This window comes from Variovorax sp. Root411 (genome assembly GCF_001425205.1).
Lineage (GTDB): Bacteria > Pseudomonadota > Gammaproteobacteria > Burkholderiales > Burkholderiaceae_C > Variovorax.
This window is the reverse complement of sequence record NZ_LMDW01000016.1, coordinates 314,434-337,417: the sequence shown is the minus strand read 5'-3', so window position 1 is coordinate 337,417 and position 22,984 is coordinate 314,434. Positions and strand designations below refer to the sequence as shown.

Genomic DNA, 22,984 nt, shown 5'->3' with positions numbered 1-22,984 from the left:
GAACCACGGAGACAAGACCATGAGATCCACCGTCCTTCGGCGATGCCGCATCGCCGCGCATTGCTTCGCCCTGACATTGCTGGCCGCCACCGCGGGCGGCGCGTCCGCCCAGCCGGCACCCAGCGCCAGCCCGCGCATCGACGCCATCCGCAAGGCCGGCGAGTTGCGTGTGGGCGTGCTGCAGAACGCCCCCTGGCTGATGGAAAACACCACCGGCCAGGGCGAGCCGTGGAGCGGCCCGGCCTGGCTGCTGGCCAACGAATATGCACGGCTGCTGGGCGTGAAACTGCGCACCGTGCCGGTCTCGCACGAGACCAAGGTGCCGGTGCTCGCGGCCAACCAGGTCGACATGACCATCAGCCCGCTGGGCGAAACGCCCGAGCGGCTCAAGGTGGTCGACTTCGTCATCTACTCCGCCACCAGCGTATGCATGTTCGGCCGCGCCGACAACGCGAAGCTGAGCAAGGCCGCCACCGTGGACGACCTCAACCAGCCCGACGTGACCATCGCCTACTTCACCGGCGGCGCCGAGGAAGGCTGGGTCAAGGAGCGCTTTCCGAAGGCGAAGCTGCGCGCCGTCGCAAGCTCGGGCGCCACCGCGCCCATCGAGGAAATCATGGCGCGCCGCGCCGACGCCGCGCCGATCAACCGGGTGCCCTGGGTCGGCCTGCAGCAAAAGGTCAAGGGCCTGGCCGTGCTGCCGAAGGACAACAACTGCCAGTCGAGCACCGAGAAGGCATCGCCCGTCGGGCTCGCGGTGGACAAGAACCAGCCCGCGTACCTGAACTGGTTGCGCGAGGTCGCCAAGGCGCAGAAGGCGCGGCTCGACGCCGACGAGGCCCGCATCGTCGGCACGCTCAAGTGAGCATGAATCCCAGCAGCATCAGGAGATAGACAGCATGACGAAGATCAAGACCTTCCTGGCACGCGCATCGCGCGGTGCCACGCTCGCGGCGGCCCTCGCGGCCATGGGCTCGACGGCCCTGGCGCAGACGCCGCCCGCACCGGGCGCCAGCCCACGCATCGACGCCATCCGCAAGGCCGGCGTGCTGCGCGTCGGCGTGGTCAACAACCCGCCCTGGCTGGTACAGAACACCAGCGGCGACGGCGAGGACTGGGCCGGCCCGTCGTGGATGCTGGGCAAGGAATTCGCCAAGCTGCTCGGGGTGAAGATGATGCCGGTGCCGGTGAGCCACGAGACCAAGGTGCCCGCACTGGTGGCCAACCAGATGGACATCATGATCGGCCCGCTGAACCAGACGGCCGAGCGCGCGAAGATCATCGACTTCGTCACCTTCTCCAGCACCGGTGTGTGCATGTTCGGCCGTGCCGACAACCCGAAGTTCACCAGCGCGAAGACGCTGGACGACTTCAACAAGCCCGAGGTCACTATCGCCTACTTCTCGGGCGCCGGCGAAGAGCCGCTGGTGCGCCAGCAGTTCCCCAAGGCCAAGCTGCGCGGCGTGGCCAATTCGGGCTCGGTCGCACCCATCGAGGAAGTGATGGCCGGGCGCTCCGACGTCGCGCCGCTCAACCGCATGCTGTGGCCCAACATCAGCAAGAAGGTGAAGGGGCTGGCCGCATTCCCGAAAGAAAACGACTGCCAGGACAGCAAGATCTTCGAGATCCAGTCCGGCATGGGCGTGGCCAAGGAGCAGCAGGTGTACCTCGACTGGCTGCGCTCGGTGGCGCAGCGCATGCAGCCCGCGCTGACCGCGGAAGAGCGGCGCATGACGCAGAACCTCAAGTGAGCTGAGCGCCCTCGGGCGCTCCCTCCGTCCCCATCGAAGCCTTTCGGGCCGCCGCCATCGGCGCGGCCCGCGGGAACCCCTTTGCCCATCATTTCGAGATCTTCACCATGTTGAATTGCCAGATCCACGGTGCCCGCGACCTGCGCGTGGAAGACGTGCCCATTGAAGCGCTGTCGCCCACGCAGGTGCGCGTCGGCGTCAAGGCCGTGGGCATCTGCGGCTCCGACCTGCACTACTACCAGCACGGCCGCGTCGGCGACTTCCTGATTCGCGCCCCGCTCACGCCGGGCCATGAAGCCTCGGGCCAGGTGCTGGAAGTGGGCGCGCAAGTCACGTCGGTGCGCGCCGGCGACCGCGTGGCGCTCAACCCCTCGCGCACCTGCGGCCACTGCCGCTTCTGCCGCATGGGCGCCTCCAACCATTGCGAGAACGTGCACTTCTTCGGCAGCGCGAGCAAGTGGCCCCACATGCAGGGCGCGATGCGCGAGCAGGTGGTGGTGGAAGCGAGCCAGTGCGTGCCGGTGCCCGAGAACCTGTCGTTCGAACTGGCCGCCTTCGGCGAGCCGCTGGCGGTGGCGCTGCACGCGGTGAAGGAGGCGGGCTCGCTGCTCGGCAAGACGGTGATGGTGATCGGCACCGGCCCCATCGGCGCGCTGATCCTCATGGCCGCGAAACTGGCGGGCGCGAGCCGGCTGATCGCGGTGGACATCCAGGACCAGACGCTGGCCGCGTGCACCCGCGTGGGCGCCACGCAGACCATCAACGCCGCGAAGGACCCGTCGGCGCTGGACGCACTGGCCGAAGGCAAGGGCCAGGTCGACGTGAGCTTCGAGGTGTCGGGCAACTACGCGGGGCTGGCCAACTGCATCCGGCTGACGCGCCCGCGCGGCACCGTCGTGCAGGTGGGCACGCTCAACGGCAGCAGCGATGGCTGCCCGTTCAACCAGATCATGGTGAAGAGCCTCACCTACGTAGGCACGTTCCGCTTCGTCGACGAGTACGCATGGGCGGTCGACTACCTGAGCCGCGGCGTGCTCGACGTGTCGCCGCTGCTGACCGACGCACTGCCGGTGGCGCGCGTGCACGAGGCCTTCGCGCTGGCCGCCGACCGGCAGCGCGCCATGAAGGTGATGGTCACGTTCTGAAGAACGCGGCCGCCCTTTCCTTCATCACCTGACGGAGGTTCTTCCCATGAACTTCGATTTTTCGCCCATCGCGGACAACTGGCGCTTCTTCACCAGCGGCCTGGGCATGACCGTGCTGCTGAGCATCGTCAGCGCGGCCACGAGCCTGCTGGCCGGGCTCGTGATTGCGCTGCTGCGGCTGTACGGCCCGCGCTGGCTGCGGCCGCTGCTGGTCTTCTACATCGACTCGATGCGCGCCATTCCGGTGCTCGTGGTGCTGATCTGGATCTACTTCGCGTTCCCGATCATCGCGAACGTGACCTTCCCGCCTTTCTGGGCGGCGCTGGTCGCACTCACGCTGCACATCGCGGCCTACGCGGCGGAGGTGATCCGCGCCGGCATCGAGTCGATCCGGCCGGGCCAGACGCGCGCCGCGCTGGCGCTGGGCATGTCGCGCGCACAAATCTTGCGCAAGGTGCTGCTGCCGCAGGCCATCGTGCGGATGCTGCCGGCCTTCGGCTCGATCCTCACCATCGCCATCAAGGACACGGCCATCGCCACCGTGATCGCGGTGCCCGAACTGATGCACCGCGCCGAAACCGTGGCCGGCCAGAGCTATCGGCCGGTGGAGGTGTTCACCGCGGTGATGGTGGCGTACTTCTGCATCCTGTTCCCCGTGACGCGGGGCGTGGACCGGCTCTACCGCCGCTTCGCGCACCTCGGCCGCTCCTAGGAAAGACACGCCATGACATTCGATTGGTCCGTGATCTGGACGCACCGCGCCGCGCTGCTCGAAGGCGCCGCCCTCACGGTGGGGCTGACGGTGGTCACCATGCTGCTGGCGGTGCCGGGCGGCATCGTGCTCGCGCTGATGCGCCTGTCGCCCAACAAGCTGCTGCAGTCGGCCTCGCTCGGCTTCGTGGAGTTCTTTCGCAACCTGCCGCTGATCCTGATCATCTACTGGGCCTTCTACGTGATGCCCATGGCCTTCGACGTGCAGTTCTCGGCCATCACCACCGCGCTCGTGGCGCTGGTGCTGAACGTCGCGGCCTACAACGCCGAGACCTTCCGCGCGGGCATCAACTCGATCCGCAAGGGGCAGATGGAGGCCGCGCTCGCCATCGGCATGTCGCGCCGGCAGGCGATGTTCAAGGTGGTGATTCCGCAGGCCGCGCGCCGCATCCTTCCGGTGATCGCGAGCACCTGGATCTCGCTGTTCAAGGACACCTCGCTGGTCTCGGTCATCGCAGTGAGCGAGCTTGCCTACACCTCGATGCAGATCCGCGCGCAGACCTTCCGCGTGCTGGAAATGCTCACCGCCATGGCCGTCATCTACTGGCTCATGGGCTACCCGCAAGCCAAGCTGGTGGACTGGATCCACCGCAAATACGGAGTCAAGGAATGAACGCAGCCACCCCCACCGCTCTTTCCCCGGCGCGCAAGAACGCCGACCAGCCGCCCGTGCTGGTGTATGAGAACGTCCGCAAGCTGTACGGCGACTTCGTGGCGCTGCGCGGCGTGTCGCTGCAGGTGCACAAGGGCGAGGTGATGTGCCTGATCGGCCCGTCGGGCTCGGGCAAGTCGACCCTGCTGCGTTGCACGAACGCCCTGGAGACCATCGACGGCGGGCGCGTGCTGGTCGACGGCGTGGCGCTGCCCACGCAGGAATCGCAGGTGCGCAAGGTGCGCCAGCGCATGGGCATGGTGTTCCAGAGCTTCGAGTTGTTCCCGCACAAGTCGGCGCTCGACAACGTGGCGATGGGCCCGGTCACCGTGCTCGGCATGTCCGAAGCGAAGGCCCGGGAACGCGCGAAGGTGCTGCTTGAAAAAGTCGGCCTGGCCGACAAGGCCGGCAACTTCCCGGCCAACCTTTCAGGCGGCCAGCAGCAGCGCGTGGCCATTGCCCGGGCGCTGGCGATGGAGCCCGAGGTGATGCTGTTCGACGAACCCACCTCGGCGCTCGACCCCGAGACCGTCGGCGAAGTGCTGAGCGTGATGCAGAAGCTCGCGCAGGAAGGCATGACCATGATCGTGGTAACCCACGAAATGGGCTTCGCGCGGCGCGTGGCCGACTGGGTGGTGGTATTCGAGGCCGGCGCCATCATCGAACAGGGCCCGCCCACGCAGATCTTCGACAACCCGACGGTGGAGCGCACCCGCGACTTCCTCGGTCACCTCGGCTGGAACGGCTGAACCCCACACCCCCTCAAGTCACGCATCATGAAAATCACCAACGCACGCGTCATCGTCTGCAGCCCGGGCCGCAACTTCGTCACCCTGAAGATCGAAACCGATGAAGGCCTCACCGGCATCGGCGACGCCACGCTCAACGGCCGCGAGCTGTCCGTGGCGGCTTACCTCACGGAGCACGTCATTCCCTGCCTGATCGGGCGCGACGCGCATCAGATCGAGGACATCTGGCAGTACCTCTACAAGGGCGCCTACTGGCGCCGCGGCCCGGTGACCATGACCGCCATTGCGGCGGTCGACACCGCGCTGTGGGACATCAAGGCCAAGGCCGCCAACATGCCGCTGTACCAGCTGCTCGGCGGCAAGAGCCGCACCGGCGTGATGGTGTACGGCCACGCCAACGGCCGCGACATCGAACAGACGGTGGACGAGGTGCTGCGCTACAAGTCCGAGGGCTACCAGGCCATCCGCGCGCAAAGCGGCGTGCCGGGCCTGGAGAAGGTGTACGGCGTGGGCCGCGGCACCATGTTCTACGAGCCGGCCGATTCCGACCTGCCGAGCGAGCACGACTGGTCGACCGCCAAGTACCTGGAACACACGCCCAAGCTGTTCGACGCGGTGCGCAGCGCTGTGGGCCCCGACATCCACTTGCTGCACGACGTGCACCACCGCCTCACGCCCATCGAGGCCGGGCGGCTGGGCAAGTCGCTGGAGCCCTTCAACCTGTTCTGGATGGAAGACGCCACGCCGGCCGAGAACCAGGAAGCCTTCAGGCTGATCCGCCAGCACACGACCACGCCGCTGGCTGTGGGCGAGATCTTCAACAGCATCTGGGACTGCAAGGACCTGATCGAGAACCAGCTGATCGACTTCATCCGCACCACGGTGGTCCACGCGGGCGGCATCACGCAGCTGCGCCGCATCGCCGACCTGGCCTCGCTCTACCAGGTGCGCACGGGCTGCCACGGTGCGACCGACCTCTCCCCGGCCTGCATGGGCGCGGCGCTGCACTTCGACATGTGGGTGCCGAACTTCGGCATCCAGGAGTACATGCGCCACACCGATGAAACCGATGCGGTGTTCCCGCACGCCTACAGCTTCGCCAACGGCATGCTGCATCCGGGCGAGGCGCCGGGCCATGGCGTGGACATCGACGAGAAGCTGGCCGCCAAGTACCCGTACCAGCGCGCCTACCTGCCGGTGAACCGGCTGCAGCACGACGGCACGCTGTGGAACTGGTGAGCGGGGCAAGCGCCATGGCACGCCTGCATCCCGGTACCCTGCCCTCGCTGCCCGCCGACGTGGCGAAGCCGCGCTATGACCGCGAGGCGCTGCAGGCCGGCATCGTGCACCTTGGCGTGGGCGCCTTTCACCGCGCACACCTCGCGGTCGTCAACGAGGCGGCGCTGCATGCCAGCGGCGACCTGCGCTGGGGCACGGTGGGCGTGTCGCTGCGCGCAGCCGACACGCGCGATGCGCTGATGTCGCAGAGCGGCCTCTACACGCTGGCACTGCGCGATGCGGCCGACGACGGCAGCCCGCGCGAGGCACTGCAGGTGGTGGGCAACCTGCTCGACGTGCTCGTGGCGCCGGAAGACCCGCAGGCCGTGCTCGAACGCCTCGCCCATCCGGACACGCGCATCGTCACCCTGACGATCACCGAGAAGGGCTACCACCACGATCCGGCCACCGGCGCGCTGCGGCTGGACGATGCGGACATCGCGCACGATCTCGCGCACCCGGAAGCGCCGCGCACGATGGCCGGATTCGTCGTGCATGCGCTGAACCTGCGCCGCGGGTGCGGGCTGCCGCCCGTCACGCTGCTGTCCTGCGACAACCTGCCCGCGAACGGGGACACGTTGCGCGGCATCGTGCTGGCCTTTGCGCAGCAGGTCGACGGCGCGTTGCACGGCTGGATCGACGCGCACTGCAGCTTCCCCAATTCGATGGTCGACCGCATCGTGCCGCGAACCACCGACGCCGACCGCGAACGCATCTCCGTGCGCCTCGGTGCCGAGGATGCATGGCCGGTGATCGGCGAGCCTTTTCTCGAATGGGTGGTGGAAGACCGCTTCGCCCACGGGCGCCCCGACTGGGCCGCGGGTGGCGCGCGCTTCGTCGAACATGCGGAACCGTTCGAGCGGCTGAAGCTGCGCATGGTCAACGGCAGCCATTCGGCGCTTGCCTACCTGGGTGCGATGGCGGGCTTTCGCACGGTGGACAGCGCGATGGCGGAGCCGGCCTTGCGCAACTTCATCGATGCGCTGATGCGAGAAGAGATCGCCCCCACGCTGCCGGCCATGCAAGGCCTCGACCTGGACAGCTATCGCGCGCGCTTGCTGCAGCGCTTCTCGAACCCAGCGCTGCAGCACCAGACGAAGCAGATCGCAATGGACGGCTCGCAGAAGCTGCCGCAGCGCCTGCTCGGTACGGTGCGCGACCGGCTCGCCGCCAAGCAACCGATCGACCGGCTCGCGCTCGCCGTCGCCGCGTGGATTCACTACCTGCGCGGCGCGGACGAGACCGGTGCCACGCACGACATCCAGGACCCGCTGGCCGATGCACTGGCTCAACGGCTCGTGCAAGCCGATGCGGCACCGTCGATACAGGAGCGCGTGGCCTTTTTCGCGGAGTTCGCGCCAGTCTTCGGCGAGCTTGGCGGCGAACCGCGATTCGTGGCGACGGTGGCGCGCCACCTGGGCGTGCTCGAGACGCACGGCGTGCTCGGCACCCTGGCCGTCTTCGACACGACGGCCGGCGGCTGACCGTCCGGCTCCGCGGCGGCACCTCAGCGCTTCTTGCGGCGCCCCTTGTAGGCGGGCATGGCCTCATAGCGGTACACGCGGAACCCGTCCTTCTGCATGAAGCTGACCGGCTCCCAGCCGCGTGCCAGCGCGCAGTCGGTGATCTGCGCCATCTGCACGCCAAGGTAGTCCTGCAGGCTGTCGGCCACCGCGAGTTCGAACTTCTTGAGTTCGCGGTCCAGCGACTCCACCGCCGCGATGGCGGCCTCGACCCTGGTGAAGGGGCGCACGTGCGTCACCCCCTTGCTGCGCGCCGCGGTGGGCTCATTCGCGGGGTGCTCGGCGCTGAAGTTCACGCTGGCCCCACCTTCCATGCCGTTGAGGCCACCGATGGCACCCATGCTGCTCACTGCGTTCATGCAACGACCCGGCTCGCGCAGCCGGCCTCGAACTGTTCCACCATGTTCCTCGCTCCTACGGCGTTTCAACGCCGGTCGAGCGATACAAGGCAAGCAGCATGCCCTGTGAAAAACCGACTGGCAGGCATTCAAAAACCAGCGCCTTCGCCACACAAATGTGTACTTGCGTGACTTTTTGGTCACTTCCCAAAACAAAATTGGCATGCCAATGTGCATGCCGCTGCATCAAGCCTTGGGGCAGCGGCCGCGCAGCGTCAACGCGCGATCTCTCGGCGCGACAGCATCACATCGCCGCTGTTCGTGTTGAAGGCGATGGTCGGCGCGCTGACATCGCTGAGTGGCGCGCCCAGCCCGATCTCGCCGCGCCCGTGCAGCACGCATTCCTCGCGCCGCAGGGCGATCTCGGTGCTTGGCCCGCCGTTGCCGTGGAAGCGCACCCAGGTGCCATAGGTGCTGACGTCGATCAGCACACAGCTGCCCTGTCGCAACTCGATGCGCGCATGCAGCCGCGAGACGCGCGGATCGTTGACCACGAATTGCGCGTCGTTGACGCGCCCGAGGTGGATCGGGAGTTCTTCGGTACGGAACATCGAACGAACGTCGAGCCAGGCCAGTTCGATCTGGCCGAAGGTGGAGTCCGGCATCCGCAGCGGAGCGAGCGTCGCAGGCACGGTGAGGAAGGTCGTCACCTCCTCCTGCCAGTCGATACGGTGCACCACCGACATCTCGCTGCGGCCGCGGATGTTGATGAGCCCCAGGTCGCGGTGCTGCACCGTGCCTTCGCGCAATTGCGAGATGACGGCGTCGGTCACCCAGATCTGGCCGGGGCCGGCCAGGTCGCTCAGGCGCGAGGCCAGGTTGACGGCGTCGCCGTAGCAGTCGCCCTCGACCTCGACCACCTCGCCACTGGCCACGCCGATCTGCAGCGCCATGCGCAACGGCACAGGCCACGCGAGCAGCCGCTTCTGGTGATAGCGCTGCAGTTCGACGACGGCGTGCGTGGCGGCAGCACCGCTGGAGAAGATGGCGAACACGCCGTCTCCGAGCGACTTCACCACCCGACCGCCGTGCGCCTGGCACACGCCGCCGATCCATTGCGTCAGCCGCGTCACCGTTTCCGTGGCCCGCGCATTCCCCATGGCCTCGAAGACTCTCGTGCTCCCCGTCAAGTCCGCGAACACGACTGTGGAATTGACACCCATATTGTTGTGATTCTCGATTTCTCTATCGCAGGTTGTGAACGTTCAGGCTCTCTACCTTCCTCCGCAAGCAGCTCTCTTGGCTATATCCATTCACGCACAGATGAAACGGCGTGCGCCCTCTTCGTGTTGACCGCTTGGTATACCCCGCCGGGAACGGGGCAGGCATATCAGGGTCTTTTGGCCGCTTGTAGTACTTTTGAAAACAAAACACAACGACGGCGAAAACACTAAGTAAAGGGTGTTGTTTACAAACAAGAAACATCGTTTCAGATCTTGTGGAACTCGTAACTGAGGCTTAAGGTAGCGGCCGTCCTGGCTTCCCACACGCATCCCGTCCATGCTTCTCCGCCTCCTTCGCCTGCTGAACGTACCCGGCTCCGGATCCCGCCAGGCGACGGAGAGCCAGCTGGGGCGCATTCGCACCGCAATGCTGTCGGTGCTTCAGGGCCATGGCGGCCACTCGGTGCAGCGCGTCAGCCAACGCGTGCGCTTCGCGGCCGACGTCGAGGCACTCTGGTACCTGCGCCAGGACGTGATGATGGCGCTGAGTGCCATTGACGGCGAAACCGCCGCACGCCGCCAGATGAAAGCCATCAACAGCATGTTCAAGGGCGGATTGCCGGGCTCGATGGGGCCTCGCGCGCATCAGCGCTTTACCAGCAACAACAGCTGAAGCTGCGGCGGCCCTTCGGGGCCGTTTTTCTTTTTTCGCTTTCTTCTCCCTGCCCGTGGTCAATGGGCGTGTTGATGATCATGTTCGTGGTGGTGCCCATGCGCCGACGCGTGCAAGTGGCCCCATACGAGGAAGACGTCGCGCCCTTGCGCCGCCATCGACACCTTCGCACCCACCGGCAGCAGCACCTTCGTCGGCACGTGGCCGAATGGCAGGCCCGCCAGCACGGGCACCTTGAGCGATGCGCGCAGCCGGTCGATCACCGTGTCAAGGCCAAAGCCGCGGTCGTAACCCGGCACCTTGCGGATGCCGGTGAACTGCCCGAACACGATGGCACGCTGGCGCGCCAGCACGCCGGCCATCTTCAACTGGTCGAGCATGCGTTCGATGCGGTACGGATGCTCGTTGGTGTCCTCGATGAAGAGCACGCCCTTGTCGACCGCGGGAAAGTACGGCGTGCCGAGCAGGCTGGCCAGCACGCAGAGGTTGCCGCCCCACAGCACTGCGTCCTGCACGGGCTTGAATTTCAGGTCGGCATCGCGCACCGGCATGCGCCAGCCGGTGCCTTCGCCCTGCCCGCTCACGAGGTCGTCGAAGCAGGCTTCCATGATGTCGTCGGGGCCGGCCTCGGCGCCGAAGTCTTCGCCGAGCGCAGGGCCCGACCAGCTCACGGCGCCGGTCTTGACCAGCAACGCGCTCTGCAGCGCAGTGAAGTCGCTGCAGCCGACGAACTCGGTGCCCTTGTCGATGGCCTTGGCCACGGCTTTGTACGGAATGGCATCGAGGATGCGCGTGAGGCCGTAGCCGCCGCGCGCGATGAGCGCGACGTCGGCACCGCTCGCTGCCGCGCGCGAAATCGCGGCCAGCCGCGTGGCGTCGTCGCCCGCGAAGCGTTGGTGCGCCGAGAGTGCCGCCTCGTCGATTTCGACTTCATGGCCCAGTGCCTCGAGCCGCTTCACGCCGCGCCGGAAGGCGGCCTTGTCGCGGACCGCGCTGGCGGGGGAATAGATATAGATGTGTTTGCTCACGTGTTCGAGTATCCCATTGCGTTTCGTGCCTGCAGCACGAACGTTCGGGCTTGCGCCAGCGCAGGCCCGGACGACGTGGCGATGGGGCCGAGCGCGCGCAGCGCGGCTTCGTAGCCCCGATCGGGGAAAGGCGCGCGCCATGCGCCCTCGATTTGCTCGCCGCCGTCGGGCGCGAGCAGCATCGCCGCGAAACGGCCGGGCGCCGCGGCCTGCAGCAGCGCGGCCAGGTCGGTCGCGGCCGCGCTGTGGGCGAGCACCATCGCACCGGGCTGCACGCGATCCAGCCATTCGAGCAGCACGTCGCGGTGCCATTCAAAGCGATGCGGCGTTTCGCGCTTTGGCTTGTCGCTCTTGCCGAAGCCGATCAGGTCGGGCACGAGCGTGCGCAGCCCGGGCAGACCCACGAGGTGCCGAAAGAAGTAGCCCCATTCGCCCGGGCCGTGCAGGCACAGGCAGCATGCCGCTTCGCCCTCACCGCCTTCATCGACGTAGTGCATGCGCCAGCCCTGCTGGCTCTGCAGGTCCTGCACGTGGTGCGGCGCGAAGGCGTAGCCGGCCAGCGCGTCGAAGCGCTCCTGCGGCGTGCGCAACGCGTCGTCGCGCAAGGGTTCGGCCTGCGCGCGCGCGGCGCTCCGGCGCTGCTGGAAGAAGGCCTGCAGCACGGCGGCGCACTGCTGCGCCAGCACACCGCCTTGCACCAGCGTGTGATGGTTCAGCCGGGGTTCGGCGAAGAGATCGAGCACCGAGCCGGCTGCACCGGTCTTTGGGTCCGCAGCGCCGTACACGACGCGCGCCAGGCGCGAATGCAGCATCGCCCCCGAGCACATCGCGCAAGGTTCCAGCGTGACGAACAGTTCGCAGCCATCGAGCCGGTAGTTGCCGAGCGCGGCGGCGCCGGCGCGTAGCGCGTTGATCTCGGCATGCGCGCTGGGATCGTGCTGCGCGACCGGCGTGTTGCGGCCCGTCGCGATCAGCTGGCCGTCCTTGACCAGCACAGCGCCGACGGGCACCTCGCCTGCCTCGGCGGCAAGCTGCGCCTCGGCGAGCGCAAGCGCCATCCAGTGCGCGTCGCCCGGCATTGGCGCGGGAATGGCCTCAGTTGTCATCCGGCATCTGGCGCGCCTTGGCCGCCGCGTCGAGCGCTTCCTTGACCTGCTGCTGCACCTGTTGCGCATTCACAGGCGCTTCGCCTGCTGGTGCAGCAACGCCGGGCACGGCCGGCCGCGAAGAAGAAGCCATGCTCGTCATCTGCTTTTTCGCAACCAGCCCGGCGATCACGAGTGCCAGCACGAGGCCGATGAGCCCGAATCCGCGCATCTCAGCGTTCCTCCGCCACGGGCGCATCGGCCGTCATGCCGAGCCGGCCCATCCACACGGCAAGCGCCTGCTCGTCCGGCGTGCCTGCGCTGTAGACCGCGTGCATCGCGGCATGCGACTCGCGGCGATGCTGGTTGAGCTTGACTTTGCATTGCAGCGCCGTCACGCGCAACTCGAAGCCCGTGATGCCGGCCAGCATCTTGAGCTGGAACTCCTCGCCCAGGTCGCGCCACTGCTGCGCATAGGCAGGCTCGTGGTCGCCGATGAGTTTCTTGAGCAGCGCGTCCTTGTCCACAGGCTCCTCGATCAGCCGGGCCTCGACGGTGCAGTGCACGGCGAGGTAGTTCCAGGTCGGCACGCGGGCCAGGTCGGGGTACACCGAAGGCGAAAGGTACGAATGCGGACCGAGGAAGGTGACGACCGCCTGGGGTCGCGCCTGCAGGTAGCGCCAGTGCGGATTGGGCTTGGCGCAATGCCCCAGCAGCACCAGTTCGTCGCCTCCGCGCGGCTCGGCCACCAGCGGCAGGTGCGTGACGTACGGCAGCCCGTCGTCGTCGTTCGAGATCAGGCTCGCGAATGGGTGCGAGCGCATCAGCTCCAGCGCGATGGACGGATCCTTGGCATTGAACTGCGGGGGCATGTACATGGGCGTTTTTCCTCGTGGCGAGGCCCGATTGTCCCCGAGCCGCCCCTATCTTGTACGCGGCGCCTCCAGGAGTTTCACCATCGCGGCGTAGCCGCGCGCCTTGGCCAGCTGCAGCGGCGTGTTGCCCTGGCGGTCGGCCAGTTTTAGGCTGGCGCCGGCATCGATCAGCGCGGCCAGCGTGCGCTGGTGGCGCGGGCCGCCATCGCCGAGCACGATGGATTCGATCACGGCCGTCCAGTGCAGGTTGTTGACGTGGTCGAGCGGCGCACCGGCCGAGATCAACCGCCGCACCACCTCGTCGTGCCCGAGGTGTGCGGCCGCGATCAGCGCGGTGCCGTCGTAGCGGCTCGTGGTCTGCCCGGCCTTGGCGCCAAGCGACAGCAGCAGCGAAAGCGTCGGCGTGTCATCGGCCACCGACGCGATGGTGACCGCGTCGTAGCGGTCGTCGTCGAGCAGATCGAGGTTGGCGCCGGCCTTGGCCAGCAGCTTGATCGCCTCGCGCTGCCGCGCATGCGTGGCGACATGCAGCGGCGTGCGGCCACGCGTGTCGCGCGCATCGAGGTTGGCGCCCGAGGCGGCCAGCGCCTTCAGCTTCTGCAGGTCGCCATGCCATGCGGCCTGGTGCAGTCCTTCGTAGGCCAGCACCTCCGCTGCCAGCGGCGGCACCTGGGCGAGCGCACTGACCGGCACGCCCAACCCGAGCGTTATCGCCATCACACCCGGCCAGATGCCGCACGCCTTCATCAGAGCAGGCCCTTGACCTTTTCCAGCGCCGCGTTGGCGCACTGGTCGTCGAGGTGGCCGCCGGGTGCGCCGCCCACACCGACCGCGCCGATCACTTCATTGCCCGACTTGACCGGCACGCCGCCGCCCAGCAGCAGGAAGCCCGGCAGGTAGACCAGGTTGGCCGCACCTGCGTTCTTCTGCGCGCCTTCCATCATGGCCTGCGTCGGGCTCTTGGCCGAGGCCGAGGTCCAGGCCTTGCGCTCGCTCGAAGCCAGCGTGTGCGGGCCGGCGTTGTCGGCGCGCTGCACGGCACGCACGGTGCCGGCGCGGTCGACCACGGTCGCCGCCACGTTGTAGCCGTTGGCCGCGCAGGCGGCCACGGCTTCGGCCGCGATCTGGTTGGCCAGTGCGAGCGACATGTTCTTTTCGGTGCGCACGGTCGAAGCCGCGGGTGCGGGCGTCTGGGCCTGGACTGCGGAAGCGGCGAGCAGAGCGGCGAGGCCGCCGAGGCGAAGGATGGAATGCATTGTTCGTTTTCTCCAGTGGATGCGGGTGGTTGCGCCGGCTGTTGCCGACGGCTGCGCCACTGTAGAAAACCCGGCGCGCAACGGCCATTCGTACGGCTACGCGCGGTGCTCCGTAGTTCTACGCAGCGCTGTCCACCAGCACGGCATAGCGCCGTATCAATTGCGCGAGCGAATCGCAGCCGAGCTTGGCAAACAGGTTGGCGCGGTGCGTCTCGACCGTGCGCGGCGACAGCGCGAGCGCGCGCGCGATCTCCTTGTTGGTCAGCCCCTGCACGATGAAGGCGAGCACCTCGCGCTCGCGCTCGGACAGCTGCGCCACCCGCTCGCGCGCGGCGTTGTCGGCCTGCGAGCGTTCGCGCGAGCGCACGTGTTGGCGCACGGCATGCTGCATGGCTTCGAGCAATTGCTCGTCGTCCACCGGCTTTTCGAGAAACTCGGCCGCGCCGGCCTTGAAGGCGCGGCGGCACATCTCGACCGTGCCGTGGCCGGTCAGCATGATCACGGGCTGGTCGACGCCCTGCGCCACCAGACGGTCGAGCACCGTCAGCCCGCTGATGCCGGGCATGCGCACGTCGAGCACGATGGCGCCGACGCTCGCGCGGTCGAAGCCGTCGATGAAGGCCTGCGGGTCGGCCCAGGCCTGAACGCGCAGGCCGACCGTGCCGATCAGCAGCGACAGGCTGTCGCGCACTGCCTGGTCGTCGTCGATCAAGTGGACCAGCGGGGATTGCGGTGGATGGATGCTCGATGTGTTCACGGGGACGGCGCGACCAGTGGCAGCAACAGGGTGAAGCGCGCGCCGCGCGGCGAGGCGTTGGCCGCGCTCAGGCTGCCGCCCATGCCGCCGGCCAGGGTTTCGCTGAGGCTCAGGCCGAGGCCCAGCCCGCCTTCGCGCGTGCTGAAGAAAGGTTCGAAGAGGCGCGGCAGCGCTTCGGGCGCAATGCCGCGTCCGTTGTCGGTCACGGTCAGCACACCCTCCTGCCCATTGCGGCCGACCGAGACGACGAGGCGCCGCTCGGCCGCCGGCACGAGCTCGAGCGCCTGAAGCGCGTTCATCAGCAGGTTGTGCACGATCTGCTCGAGGGCCACTGCCTCGGCCTGCACGCGCACCGGCGCCTGCGCGGTGGCGTCGAACTGCGCGTTGATCGTGTGCTTCGCGAACTCCGGCGCCAGCAGGTGCATGGCGCTGCGCACCACCTCCTGCAGCACCAGCGGCTTCGCGTCGCCGCCGGCCTCTGGACGCTCGATGACGCGACGCAGGCGCCCCACCACGCCGGCCGCGCGGCGCGCCTGCTCGACAGCCTGGCCCATCGCGTCGCGCGCCGTGGCCAGGTCCGGCGGCTCGTCGTCGAGCAAGCGGCGCGCGGCCTGCGCGTTGGCCAACACCGCCGTGAGCGGCTGGTTGAGTTCATGCGCGAGGCCCGCCGACAGCTCGCCCAGCGCATTGAGCCGCGCGACCTGCCCGAGCCGCAGCAGCTCCTCGGCCCGCCGCCGCGCAACCCGCTGGCGCTGTGCGGCCCACAGGCCGGCGAGCAGCACCGCCACGGCCGCGGCCCAGCCAGCGATGCGGCGCCACGGCAGCTCGCCCCACCCCACCTGCCGCTCGGCCACGAGGTCGAAGGGTTGGCTCGGCGAGGCCAGCGCCTTGGTCAGGCCGAAGCGCCAGCCGTTGGCGGCCGGCACACCGGGTTGCAGCATCAGTTGCTGTCCGTCGCGCTGCAGGCTCAACCGCACGGGGCTGCGTTGCGGGTCCATCGGCCAGTCGCGCCACGGCACGGAGCCGGCCAGGTCGATGTCGAGCGCGTAGCTGAACGGCGTGGCGCCGATCACGAGCGCATAGCGGCCATGGGCCAGGTCGAGCATGGCGAGTTCGGGGCGCTGCTGGCTGCGCGAACGCGCCTCGGCCGCGGCCAGTGCGCCGGCCTGCGCACTGTCTGCCCAAGGCTCGTCGCGGTCGCGCCGCTGCACGCGCAGGATCGACGAATACACCGAAGGCAGGCGCTGCTCCGGTTGGTCCGCGCCGGTGCTCGGCTCCAGCAGCGCGAGCGTGGCCAGCACGGCGTCGTACTGCACCATCTGCTGGCTCATGAGCCGGTGCGCGATGCGTACGTCGGTCTCGAAGTCCTGGTGAATCTGCTCCAGTTCGGCGCGCGCGAGCCACACCGCGCCCGCGGCGGTGAGCGCCAGCCATGCCAGCCACCAACCACCCTGCGTGCGCATCCACTGTTTCATGGCGCGGATTGTGCCCGGCGCGGCGAGCCCATCCGGCGTTGGCCGAGAATGCGGGTCCAGACATGGCTGACGTACAGGACTCTCTTTTTCCCGATCTTCCGCGCCCTGAAGAGGCGTCCGCGGCGGCGCCAGCGCCCGCCAAGACGGAAGTTGACCCGCCCGCGAAGAAGAAGCCGCGCACCGGCACGGTCGAGCCCGCTTCCACCGATCCGGCGCTGGTCGAGCTGGCCGCCGCATTGCCGTCCGAACTGCGGCTCGGCACCTCGTCGTGGAGCTATCCGGGCTGGGCCGACCTGGTTTGGGACGGCGAATATGCCGAGACCGTGCTGTCGAAGAACGGCCTCTCGGCGCTGGCGAAGCACCCGTTGTTTCGCACCGTGAGCCTGGACCGCAATTTCTACCGCGCCCTCACCGCCAGCCAGTACGCGCGCTACGCGGCGATGGTGCCGGACGACTTCCGCTTCGTGGTGAAGGCGCCGAGCCTCGTGACCGATGCCACCGTGCGCGACGAAAGCGGCCGCGGCATGCAGGCCAACCCCGTGTTCCTCAGCAGCGAGATCGCGCGGCAGGAGTTCGTGCTGCCCGCGCTCGAAGGGCTGGGCCATCGCATCGGCGTGCTGGTGTTTCAGCTGAGCCCGATTCCGGGCCACCTGCTGGCCGACCAGCCCGCCCTGCTGGCGCGCATCGCCGAGATGCTCGACTCGCTGCCCGACCTCACATCGGTTGCGCCCGATGCGGTGATCGCCGTCGAAGTGCGCGACCCGCAGTTGCTGAACCCCGCCTTCGCCGCGATGCTGCGCAGCGTGCGCGCCACCTTCTGCATGGGCCTGCACGCCAAGATGCCCCCCATCGAAGACCAGTTGCCGATGCTGCGTGCGCTATGGGCCGGTCCGCTGGTGTGCCGCTGGAACCTGCACCGGCGCCACGGCCGCTTCGGCTATGAGGATGCGGAAAAGCTCTACGGCCCCTTCGACAAGATCGTCGACCCAGATCCCGAGACGCGCACGGCGCTGGCCAAGGTGATCGCGGGAACCACGCGCGCGGGCCAGAACGCCTTCGTCACCGTCAGCAACAACGCCGAAGGCTGCGCGCCGCTGACCATTGCCCAGCTGGCACGCGACCTCATCGGCTTCACGTCGCGCTAGCCGATGTGCTGCTTGGCGGCGACCGTCATCTCGACTTCGACCGTCGCATTCTTCGGTAGTGCATAGACGCCGACTGCCGTGCGCACGTGCACGCCGGCCTCGCCGAACACGCGGTGCAAAAGGTCGGAAGCGGCATCTGCCACTTCGCTCTGCTGCGTGAAGTCGGCCGTGCATTGCACGAACACGCCGACGCGCAAGACTTTCTCGATGGCATCGAGCGACCCGAAGGCCCTGCGCAGCAGCGCGAGGCTGCGCAGCGTGCAGATCTGCGCGCCTTCGCGGGCCTTGTCGAGCGACACCGTGTCGCCCACGCGGCCTGTGACCACCACCGTGGTGCCCACGCGCGGCACCTGGCCGCTGAGGTAGACCGTGCGGCCGTCGCGCACGAGCGGCACATAGTGGCCGCCGGCAATGATCTCGCCGTCGAAGCTGTGGCCCAGCTCCGCCGCAATCTGGTCGGCGATCTGGTCTCGTGTCGTCTCTGCTGTCATGGCGCTTCCGTGAAAGGGAGGTTCATTGTCGCCAGCCCTCTCACCGCGCAACAGATACAGAGACTGCAGATCAGCGGCAGAACAGATCAGCCCTCGAACGCGAGAAAAACCCGCCCGCCCTCGATCTTCAGGTTGATGGCGTGACCTTCCCGGTGGCATCTCCGCAGGTGATGAACGTCGCGCGGACATTCTGGGAGAAAGCCACCGCGGCACACGTCTATTGCGCTCAAGGGCGAATCCGTGGCGAACGCTATGCGCGACATTGGCATGACCTGGCCGCGATCATGCGGAGCGCGCACTTCGGCACCGCCATTGACGACCGGGCGGTCGCCCGAGCGGTGGCCGAGCACAAGTCCTGCTTCTTCAGCGAGAAGGACGCCGGCGGCGAGGTCATCGATTACGCCAGTGCAGTGCAAGGTGCCTTGCAGATCGTGCCCGAAGGCGCTGCCCGGGAAGCGCTTGCGATTCTTCAGCGAGAAGGACGCCGGCGGCGAGGTCATCGATTACGCCAGTGCAGTGCAAGGTGCCTTGCAGATCGTGCCCGAAGGCGCTGCCCGGGAAGCGCTTGCCACAGACTACGCCAAGATGCTCGAGGACGAAGTCATGGTCGGCAACGCCCTGCCCTTCGATGAACTGATGCGGTCATGCGCAGAGGTCGCGGCCCACGCCAATGCCGCGGCTCAGCATCGAACTGTACGCTCGCCTCTCGATTTCTGCGCCGTTCTTCGCAAGCCAAAGAGCCTTGAGGGACTCAATCAGCTAGTTTTTCCGTTCGGTGAGTTCAAAAATCCGCGATAGACCTCGCACCCATGCGGATCATTCCCACTCGATCGTCGCCGGCGGCTTGCTCGACACGTCGTAGGTCACTCGGTTGATACCGCGCACCTCGTTGATGATGCGCCCCGACACCTTCTTCAGCAGCGCATAAGGCAGCTCGGCCCAGTCGGCCGTCATGAAGTCGCTGGTCTGCACGGCACGCAGCGCGACCACGTAGTCGTAGGTGCGGCCGTCGCCCATCACGCCCACGCTCTTCACCGGCAGGAACACGGTGAAGGCCTGGCTCGTGAGGTCGTACCAGCTCTTGCCGCTCTCGTCCTTGAAGTTGCGCAGCTCCTCGATGAAGATGGCGTCGGCGCGGCGAAGCAGATCGGCGTATTCCTTCTTCACTTCGCCCAGGATGCGCACGCCCAGGCCCGGGCCGGGGAACGGATGGCGGTACACCATCTCGGGTGGCAAGCCGAGCGCAACGCCGAGTTCGCGCACTTCGTCCTTGAACAGGTCGCGCAGCGGTTCGAGCAGCTTCAGGCCGAGCTGTTCGGGCAGACCACCGACGTTGTGGTGGCTCTTGATGGTGACGGCCTTCTTGCTTTTGGCCCCCCCCGACTCGATGACGTCGGGGTAGATGGTGCCTTGGGCCAGGAAGGTAGCGCCCTTGTGACCGCCGTCGCCTGCTTTCAATTTGGCGGCTTCCTGCTTGAACACGGTGACGAACTCGCCGCCGATGATCTTGCGCTTGGCTTCGGGGTCGCTCACGCCGGCGAGCTTGCCAAGGAACAGGTCGCTCGCATCCACGCGAATCACCTTCGCGTGCAGCTTGCCTTCGAACATCTCCATGACCATGTCGCCTTCGTTCAGGCGCAGCAGGCCGTGGTCGACGAACACGCAGGTGAGCTGGTCGCCGATGGCGCGGTGGATCAGCGCGGCGGCCACGCTCGAATCGACACCGCCCGACAGGCCGAGGATGACCTCTTCATCGCCCACCTGCTCGCGGATTTTCTGCACCGCTTCAGCGATGTGGTCGCGCATGACCCAGTCGGGCTTCGCTTCGCAGATGCCGAGCACGAAGCGCTCGATGATCGCCTTACCCTGAACCGTGTGCGTCACCTCGGGGTGGAACTGCAGCGCGTAGTAGCGGCGCGCCTCGTCGGCCATGCCGGCGATCGGGCAGCTGTCGGTGCTGGCCATGAGCTTGAAGCCCGGCGGCAGTTCGGTGACCTTGTCGCCGTGGCTCATCCACACGTTGAGCATGCCGTGGCCTTCGGGCGTGGTGAAGTCCGAGATGTCTTTCAGCAGCGCGGTATGGCCATGGGCGCGCACGGCCGCAAAGCCGAACTCGCGCTTGTGGCCGCCTTCGACTTTGCCGCCGAGCTGATGCGCCATGGTCTGCATGCCGTAGCAAATGCCGAACACGGGCACGCCGAGGTCGAACACGGCTTGCGGGCACTTGTCGGTGGTTTCTTCGTACACGCTGGCATGGCTGCCCGACAGGATCACGCCCTTGAGATGGCCATCGGCCGCGTATTCGCGCACCCATTCGTCCGTGACGTCGCAGGGGTGCACCTCGCTCAGCACGTGGGCTTCGCGCACGCGGCGTGCGATGAGTTGCGTGACTTGCGAGCCGAAATCGAGGATGAGGATCTTGTCGTGTTGCATGGGCGTTGGGACTCAGAGCGTTGAAATGTCGAACAGCTTGACGCCCGCCTTGGGCGCCGCCTGGATGAGTTGCTCGTCGAAGGTGGCGAGCGGGAGATTGAGCGACTTGGCGAGCCAGAGATAGCCCGCGTCGTAGAGCGAGACGCCTACGTCGATGGCCACGGCGAGCACGGCCTTGTGCTGGGCGGGTGCGAGCTCGTGCAGCTCGACTCGGTGGCGAATGGCGTCGAGCACACTCCACAGCCCTTCGACCGCGGACGGTGGAATCCGGCCGCTGCGCACGCCGTTGGCGAGGATGTTGGCGCACTCCCATTGCCAGGCATTCGGCGCCTGCGGCTCGACCTCGTCGCGGCGAATGGCGGCGTAGAGCTTGCGGGTGTGTTCGCTGGCCTGATCAGGCAGCAGCCAGGCAGCGGTGACGGAGGCGTCCATGACGAAGGCTGTCACGATTGGCGCCCTTCGTCGAGCAAGGCGCGCAATGGCAGGCCCGGCTGGATGGCGGCGTGCAGCGCGTCGATTTGCCCGAGTTCGCGCGCGATCTGCTCATCGGTGATGACCGGCTTGCGGCGCACCGGCAGCATGCGCACGACTTCCTTGCCGTGGCGGGTGATGCGAACCTCCTCGCCCTTCTCGACCAGGTCGATCAGGGCCGAGAAGTTGTTCTTGGCTTCAGCGATGCCGATGGATTGCATTTGGGCCAGAAAATTTGAATCTGGCCCAAATTCTAATGCCAATGTGGCCCGACTTTCAAGGTCTGGCCAGATCGGGCTTACTCTGCCCGGTAGTTCGGCGCTTCCTTCGTGATCTGCACGTCGTGGACGTGGCTCTCACGGATGCCGGCCGTGGTGATCTCGACGAACTCGGCCTTGTTCTGCATGTCTTCGATGGTCGCGCAGCCGCAGTAGCCCATGCTGGCACGAACGCCGCCAGCCATCTGGTAGACGATGGAGACGATCGAGCCCTTGTAAGGCACGCGGCCTTCGATGCCTTCGGGCACCAGCTTGTCGGTGTTCGGGTTGCCGGTGGTCGACTCCTGGAAATACCGGTCGGCACTGCCCTGCTGCATCGCGCCGATGGAGCCCATGCCGCGGTAGCTCTTGTAGCTGCGGCCCTGGTACAGCACGATCTCGCCCGGCGCCTCTTCGGTGCCGGCGAACATGCTGCCCATCATCACGGTGCTGGCGCCGGCTGCGATGGCCTTGGCGATGTCGCCCGAGTAGCGCACGCCGCCGTCGGAGATCAGCGGAATACCCGTGCCCTGCAACGCGGTGGCGACGCTGTCGACCGCCATGATCTGCGGCACGCCCACGCCGGCGACGATGCGCGTGGTGCAGATCGAACCGGGGCCGATGCCGACCTTGACCGCGTCGGCGCCGGCGTCGGCCAGCGCACGAGCGGCGTCGCCGGTGGCGATATTGCCGCCGATGACGTCGACCTGAGGATAGTTCTTCTTGACCCATCGCACGCGCTCGATCACGCCGGCGCTGTGGCCATGCGCGGTGTCGACCACGATGGCGTCGACGCCGGCCTTCACGAGGGCTTCGACGCGCTCTTCGGTGCCGTCACCCACGCCGACCGCCGCGCCCACGCGCAGGCGGCCACTGGCGTCGCGTGCGGCGTTGGGGAAACTGGTCTGCTTGGTGATGTCCTTGACGGTGATCAGGCCCTTGAGCTCCCAGTCGCTGTTGATGACCAGCAGGCGCTCGAGCTTGTGCTTGTTCAGCAGCGCCTTGGCCTCGGCCAGCGTGGTGCCGTCTGGCACGGTGATGAGCCGGTCGCGCTGCGTCATGATTTCGCTGACGGGCACGTCGTAGCGGTTCTCGAAGCGCAGGTCGCGTCCCGTGACGATGCCGACCACCTTGCCGGCGTCGACCACCGGGAAGCCCGAGATGCCGAGCTGGTCGGACAGCGCCATCACCTGGCGCACGGAGTGCGTCGGCGTGATCACCACCGGGTCGCGCAGCACGCCCGACTCGTAGCGCTTCACGCGGGCCACTTCGGCGGCCTGCTGTTGCGCGGTGAGGTTCTTGTGCACGATCCCGATACCGCCCTCCTGCGCGATGGCGATCGCGAGGCGGGCTTCAGTCACGGTGTCCATGGCTGCCGAGACGAGCGGCAGGTTCAGCGTGATGTTGCGGGAGAATTTGGTGGCGAGAGAGGTGTCCTTGGGCAGGACCTGGGAGAACGCTGGCACCAACAACACGTCGTCGAAGGTGAGCGCTTTGCCGAGAAGGCGCATGGGTGAAGCTCCAAAAGACGGATTGTAACGAGGCCCCTGACCTGTTTGCCGGCCCGGGTTTTTTCGAAGCGTTGCAAAACCACCCACCCCGCATGTT

Annotated in this window: 27 protein-coding genes; 12 read left to right on the top strand and 15 right to left on the bottom strand. The window is 67.4% G+C overall.

Going from position 1 to position 22,984, the window contains the following annotated elements:
• The first annotated feature begins 19 nt into the window (after window positions 1-19).
• The 8 genes from ASC92_RS18215 (at window position 20) to ASC92_RS18180 (ending at window position 7,830) form a co-directional block, all read left to right on the top strand.
• The gene (locus ASC92_RS18215; RefSeq protein WP_056518429.1) at window positions 20-865 is read left to right on the top strand and encodes a substrate-binding periplasmic protein; all 846 of its coding nucleotides are present in this window, start codon (window positions 20-22) and stop codon (window positions 863-865) included.
• Window positions 866-899: 34 nt separating this feature from the next.
• On the top strand, window positions 900-1,751 hold the full coding sequence (locus ASC92_RS18210; RefSeq protein WP_056518428.1) for a transporter substrate-binding domain-containing protein: 852 nt from the start codon (window positions 900-902) through the stop codon (window positions 1,749-1,751).
• Window positions 1,752-1,858: 107 nt separating this feature from the next.
• On the top strand, window positions 1,859-2,896 hold the full coding sequence (locus ASC92_RS18205; protein ID WP_056518427.1) for an L-idonate 5-dehydrogenase: 1,038 nt from the start codon (window positions 1,859-1,861) through the stop codon (window positions 2,894-2,896).
• Window positions 2,897-2,942: 46 nt separating this feature from the next.
• Window positions 2,943-3,608 (top strand): amino acid ABC transporter permease, encoded by a 666-nt coding sequence (locus ASC92_RS18200; protein WP_056518426.1) that lies wholly within the window; start codon window positions 2,943-2,945, stop codon window positions 3,606-3,608.
• A gap of 12 nt (window positions 3,609-3,620) precedes the next feature.
• A complete protein-coding gene (locus ASC92_RS18195; protein WP_056518425.1) occupies window positions 3,621-4,280 on the top strand; it encodes an amino acid ABC transporter permease in 660 nt (219 codons plus the stop codon).
• Window positions 4,277-5,068, top strand: a complete 792-nt coding sequence (locus ASC92_RS18190) for an amino acid ABC transporter ATP-binding protein (RefSeq protein WP_056518424.1) — start codon at window positions 4,277-4,279, stop codon at window positions 5,066-5,068. Before ASC92_RS18195 ends, ASC92_RS18190 begins: the two co-directional genes overlap by 4 nt.
• Window positions 5,069-5,095: 27 nt before the next feature.
• Window positions 5,096-6,307: a D-mannonate dehydratase ManD gene (gene manD, locus ASC92_RS18185; RefSeq protein ID WP_056518423.1), complete on the top strand. Its 1,212-nt coding sequence runs from the start codon at window positions 5,096-5,098 to the stop codon at window positions 6,305-6,307.
• A 14-nt stretch (window positions 6,308-6,321) separates the two neighbouring features.
• Window positions 6,322-7,830: a mannitol dehydrogenase family protein gene (locus tag ASC92_RS18180; protein WP_056518422.1), complete on the top strand. Its 1,509-nt coding sequence runs from the start codon at window positions 6,322-6,324 to the stop codon at window positions 7,828-7,830.
• Window positions 7,831-7,853: 23 nt separating this feature from the next.
• On the opposite strand, the gene ASC92_RS18175 is transcribed toward ASC92_RS18180, so the two are convergent.
• Window positions 7,854-8,228, bottom strand: a complete 375-nt coding sequence (locus ASC92_RS18175) for a hypothetical protein (protein ID WP_056518421.1) — start codon at window positions 8,226-8,228, stop codon at window positions 7,854-7,856.
• 254 nt (window positions 8,229-8,482) lie between these two features.
• The gene (locus ASC92_RS18170) at window positions 8,483-9,430 is read right to left on the bottom strand and encodes an adenylate/guanylate cyclase domain-containing protein (protein ID WP_056518420.1); all 948 of its coding nucleotides are present in this window, start codon (window positions 9,428-9,430) and stop codon (window positions 8,483-8,485) included.
• A 337-nt stretch (window positions 9,431-9,767) separates the two neighbouring features.
• Here ASC92_RS18170 and ASC92_RS18165 point away from each other — a divergent pair, with 337 nt between their 5' ends.
• The gene (locus tag ASC92_RS18165; protein WP_007832215.1) at window positions 9,768-10,103 is read left to right on the top strand and encodes a hypothetical protein; all 336 of its coding nucleotides are present in this window, start codon (window positions 9,768-9,770) and stop codon (window positions 10,101-10,103) included.
• 59 nt (window positions 10,104-10,162) lie between these two features.
• Here the strand turns inward: ASC92_RS18165 and ASC92_RS18160 are convergent, their stop codons facing one another.
• The 8 genes from ASC92_RS18160 to ASC92_RS18125 form a co-directional block, all read right to left on the bottom strand.
• Window positions 10,163-11,131, bottom strand: coding sequence for an LD-carboxypeptidase (locus ASC92_RS18160; protein WP_056518419.1), 969 nt, complete (start codon window positions 11,129-11,131; stop codon window positions 10,163-10,165).
• Window positions 11,128-12,237, bottom strand: coding sequence for a tRNA adenosine(34) deaminase TadA (tadA, locus tag ASC92_RS18155; protein WP_056518418.1), 1,110 nt, complete (start codon window positions 12,235-12,237; stop codon window positions 11,128-11,130). The genes ASC92_RS18160 and tadA overlap by 4 nt, the downstream gene beginning before the upstream one ends.
• Window positions 12,227-12,448 carry a hypothetical protein gene (locus ASC92_RS18150; RefSeq protein ID WP_056518417.1) on the bottom strand — a complete coding sequence of 74 codons (222 nt, stop codon included), beginning with the start codon at window positions 12,446-12,448 and terminating at the stop codon, window positions 12,227-12,229. The genes tadA and ASC92_RS18150 overlap by 11 nt, the downstream gene beginning before the upstream one ends.
• Window position 12,449: 1 nt before the next feature.
• Window positions 12,450-13,094 (bottom strand): FMN-binding negative transcriptional regulator, encoded by a 645-nt coding sequence (locus ASC92_RS18145; protein WP_056518416.1) that lies wholly within the window; start codon window positions 13,092-13,094, stop codon window positions 12,450-12,452.
• Window positions 13,095-13,139: 45 nt separating this feature from the next.
• Entirely contained in the window at window positions 13,140-13,808 is a 669-nt protein-coding gene (locus ASC92_RS18140) for an ankyrin repeat domain-containing protein (RefSeq protein WP_235505875.1), read from the bottom strand.
• Between the two features lie 29 nt (window positions 13,809-13,837).
• Window positions 13,838-14,347, bottom strand: coding sequence for a GlcG/HbpS family heme-binding protein (locus tag ASC92_RS18135; protein ID WP_056518414.1), 510 nt, complete (start codon window positions 14,345-14,347; stop codon window positions 13,838-13,840).
• A gap of 118 nt (window positions 14,348-14,465) precedes the next feature.
• Window positions 14,466-15,104 carry a response regulator transcription factor gene (locus ASC92_RS18130; protein WP_056518413.1) on the bottom strand — a complete coding sequence of 213 codons (639 nt, stop codon included), beginning with the start codon at window positions 15,102-15,104 and terminating at the stop codon, window positions 14,466-14,468.
• A complete protein-coding gene (locus ASC92_RS18125; RefSeq protein ID WP_056518412.1) occupies window positions 15,101-16,579 on the bottom strand; it encodes a sensor histidine kinase in 1,479 nt (492 codons plus the stop codon). The genes ASC92_RS18130 and ASC92_RS18125 overlap by 4 nt, the downstream gene beginning before the upstream one ends.
• A 62-nt stretch (window positions 16,580-16,641) precedes the next feature.
• Between ASC92_RS18125 and ASC92_RS18120 the strand changes: the two genes are divergently transcribed.
• On the top strand, window positions 16,642-17,724 hold the full coding sequence (locus ASC92_RS18120; RefSeq protein WP_056518411.1) for a DUF72 domain-containing protein: 1,083 nt from the start codon (window positions 16,642-16,644) through the stop codon (window positions 17,722-17,724).
• Here the strand turns inward: ASC92_RS18120 and ASC92_RS18115 are convergent.
• Window positions 17,721-18,215 carry a RidA family protein gene (locus ASC92_RS18115; RefSeq protein ID WP_056518410.1) on the bottom strand — a complete coding sequence of 165 codons (495 nt, stop codon included), beginning with the start codon at window positions 18,213-18,215 and terminating at the stop codon, window positions 17,721-17,723. The genes ASC92_RS18120 and ASC92_RS18115 overlap by 4 nt on opposite strands.
• Before the next feature lie 170 nt (window positions 18,216-18,385).
• Here ASC92_RS18115 and ASC92_RS28130 point away from each other — a divergent pair, with 170 nt between their 5' ends.
• Both ASC92_RS28130 and ASC92_RS28925 read left to right on the top strand, forming a co-directional pair.
• Entirely contained in the window at window positions 18,386-18,847 is a 462-nt protein-coding gene (locus ASC92_RS28130; RefSeq protein WP_082519631.1) for a nucleotidyl transferase AbiEii/AbiGii toxin family protein, read from the top strand.
• Window positions 18,744-19,013, top strand: coding sequence for a hypothetical protein (locus ASC92_RS28925; protein WP_162245725.1), 270 nt, complete (start codon window positions 18,744-18,746; stop codon window positions 19,011-19,013). The genes ASC92_RS28130 and ASC92_RS28925 overlap by 104 nt, the downstream gene beginning before the upstream one ends.
• 18 nt (window positions 19,014-19,031) lie before the next feature.
• Here ASC92_RS28925 and guaA read toward each other — a convergent pair whose 3' ends face one another.
• From guaA to guaB, 4 genes are all read right to left on the bottom strand, one after another.
• A complete protein-coding gene (gene guaA / locus ASC92_RS18105; protein ID WP_056518408.1) occupies window positions 19,032-20,648 on the bottom strand; it encodes a glutamine-hydrolyzing GMP synthase in 1,617 nt (538 codons plus the stop codon).
• 12 nt (window positions 20,649-20,660) lie between these two features.
• The gene (locus ASC92_RS18100; protein WP_056518407.1) at window positions 20,661-21,080 is read right to left on the bottom strand and encodes a type II toxin-antitoxin system VapC family toxin; all 420 of its coding nucleotides are present in this window, start codon (window positions 21,078-21,080) and stop codon (window positions 20,661-20,663) included.
• A gap of 11 nt (window positions 21,081-21,091) precedes the next feature.
• A complete protein-coding gene (locus ASC92_RS18095; RefSeq protein WP_056518406.1) occupies window positions 21,092-21,340 on the bottom strand; it encodes a type II toxin-antitoxin system Phd/YefM family antitoxin in 249 nt (82 codons plus the stop codon).
• A 77-nt stretch (window positions 21,341-21,417) separates the two neighbouring features.
• On the bottom strand, window positions 21,418-22,887 hold the full coding sequence (gene guaB, locus ASC92_RS18090; RefSeq protein WP_056518405.1) for an IMP dehydrogenase: 1,470 nt from the start codon (window positions 22,885-22,887) through the stop codon (window positions 21,418-21,420).
• Window positions 22,888-22,984: the final 97 nt, after the last annotated feature.

Bases quoted from the DNA above. Each gene is read 5' to 3' on its own strand.
- ASC92_RS18215 (WP_056518429.1), top strand. From the start codon at position 20: ATGAGATCCACCGTCCTTCGGCGATGCCGCATCGCCGCGCATTGCTTC.
- ASC92_RS18200 (WP_056518426.1), top strand. From the start codon at position 2,943: ATGAACTTCGATTTTTCGCCCATCGCGGACAACTGGCGCTTCTTCACC.
- ASC92_RS18190 (WP_056518424.1), top strand. From the start codon at position 4,277: ATGAACGCAGCCACCCCCACCGCTCTTTCCCCGGCGCGCAAGAACGCC.
- ASC92_RS18195 (WP_056518425.1), top strand. From the start codon at position 3,621: ATGACATTCGATTGGTCCGTGATCTGGACGCACCGCGCCGCGCTGCTC.
- ASC92_RS18180 (WP_056518422.1), top strand. From the start codon at position 6,322: ATGGCACGCCTGCATCCCGGTACCCTGCCCTCGCTGCCCGCCGACGTG.
- ASC92_RS18095 (WP_056518406.1), bottom strand. From the start codon at position 21,340: ATGCAATCCATCGGCATCGCTGAAGCCAAGAACAACTTCTCGGCCCTG.
- ASC92_RS18170 (WP_056518420.1), bottom strand. From the start codon at position 9,430: ATGGGTGTCAATTCCACAGTCGTGTTCGCGGACTTGACGGGGAGCACG.
- ASC92_RS18165 (WP_007832215.1), top strand. From the start codon at position 9,768: ATGCTTCTCCGCCTCCTTCGCCTGCTGAACGTACCCGGCTCCGGATCC.
- ASC92_RS28130 (WP_082519631.1), top strand. From the start codon at position 18,386: ATGAACGTCGCGCGGACATTCTGGGAGAAAGCCACCGCGGCACACGTC.
- ASC92_RS18135 (WP_056518414.1), bottom strand. From the start codon at position 14,347: ATGCATTCCATCCTTCGCCTCGGCGGCCTCGCCGCTCTGCTCGCCGCT.
- manD (WP_056518423.1), top strand. From the start codon at position 5,096: ATGAAAATCACCAACGCACGCGTCATCGTCTGCAGCCCGGGCCGCAAC.
- ASC92_RS18150 (WP_056518417.1), bottom strand. From the start codon at position 12,448: ATGCGCGGATTCGGGCTCATCGGCCTCGTGCTGGCACTCGTGATCGCC.
- ASC92_RS18120 (WP_056518411.1), top strand. From the start codon at position 16,642: ATGGCTGACGTACAGGACTCTCTTTTTCCCGATCTTCCGCGCCCTGAA.
- ASC92_RS18115 (WP_056518410.1), bottom strand. From the start codon at position 18,215: ATGACAGCAGAGACGACACGAGACCAGATCGCCGACCAGATTGCGGCG.
- ASC92_RS18100 (WP_056518407.1), bottom strand. From the start codon at position 21,080: ATGGACGCCTCCGTCACCGCTGCCTGGCTGCTGCCTGATCAGGCCAGC.
- tadA (WP_056518418.1), bottom strand. From the start codon at position 12,237: ATGACAACTGAGGCCATTCCCGCGCCAATGCCGGGCGACGCGCACTGG.
- ASC92_RS18140 (WP_235505875.1), bottom strand. From the start codon at position 13,808: ATGGCGATAACGCTCGGGTTGGGCGTGCCGGTCAGTGCGCTCGCCCAG.
- ASC92_RS18175 (WP_056518421.1), bottom strand. From the start codon at position 8,228: ATGAACGCAGTGAGCAGCATGGGTGCCATCGGTGGCCTCAACGGCATG.
- ASC92_RS18125 (WP_056518412.1), bottom strand. From the start codon at position 16,579: ATGAAACAGTGGATGCGCACGCAGGGTGGTTGGTGGCTGGCATGGCTG.
- ASC92_RS18205 (WP_056518427.1), top strand. From the start codon at position 1,859: ATGTTGAATTGCCAGATCCACGGTGCCCGCGACCTGCGCGTGGAAGAC.
- ASC92_RS18210 (WP_056518428.1), top strand. From the start codon at position 900: ATGACGAAGATCAAGACCTTCCTGGCACGCGCATCGCGCGGTGCCACG.
- guaB (WP_056518405.1), bottom strand. From the start codon at position 22,887: ATGCGCCTTCTCGGCAAAGCGCTCACCTTCGACGACGTGTTGTTGGTG.
- guaA (WP_056518408.1), bottom strand. From the start codon at position 20,648: ATGCAACACGACAAGATCCTCATCCTCGATTTCGGCTCGCAAGTCACG.
- ASC92_RS18145 (WP_056518416.1), bottom strand. From the start codon at position 13,094: ATGTACATGCCCCCGCAGTTCAATGCCAAGGATCCGTCCATCGCGCTG.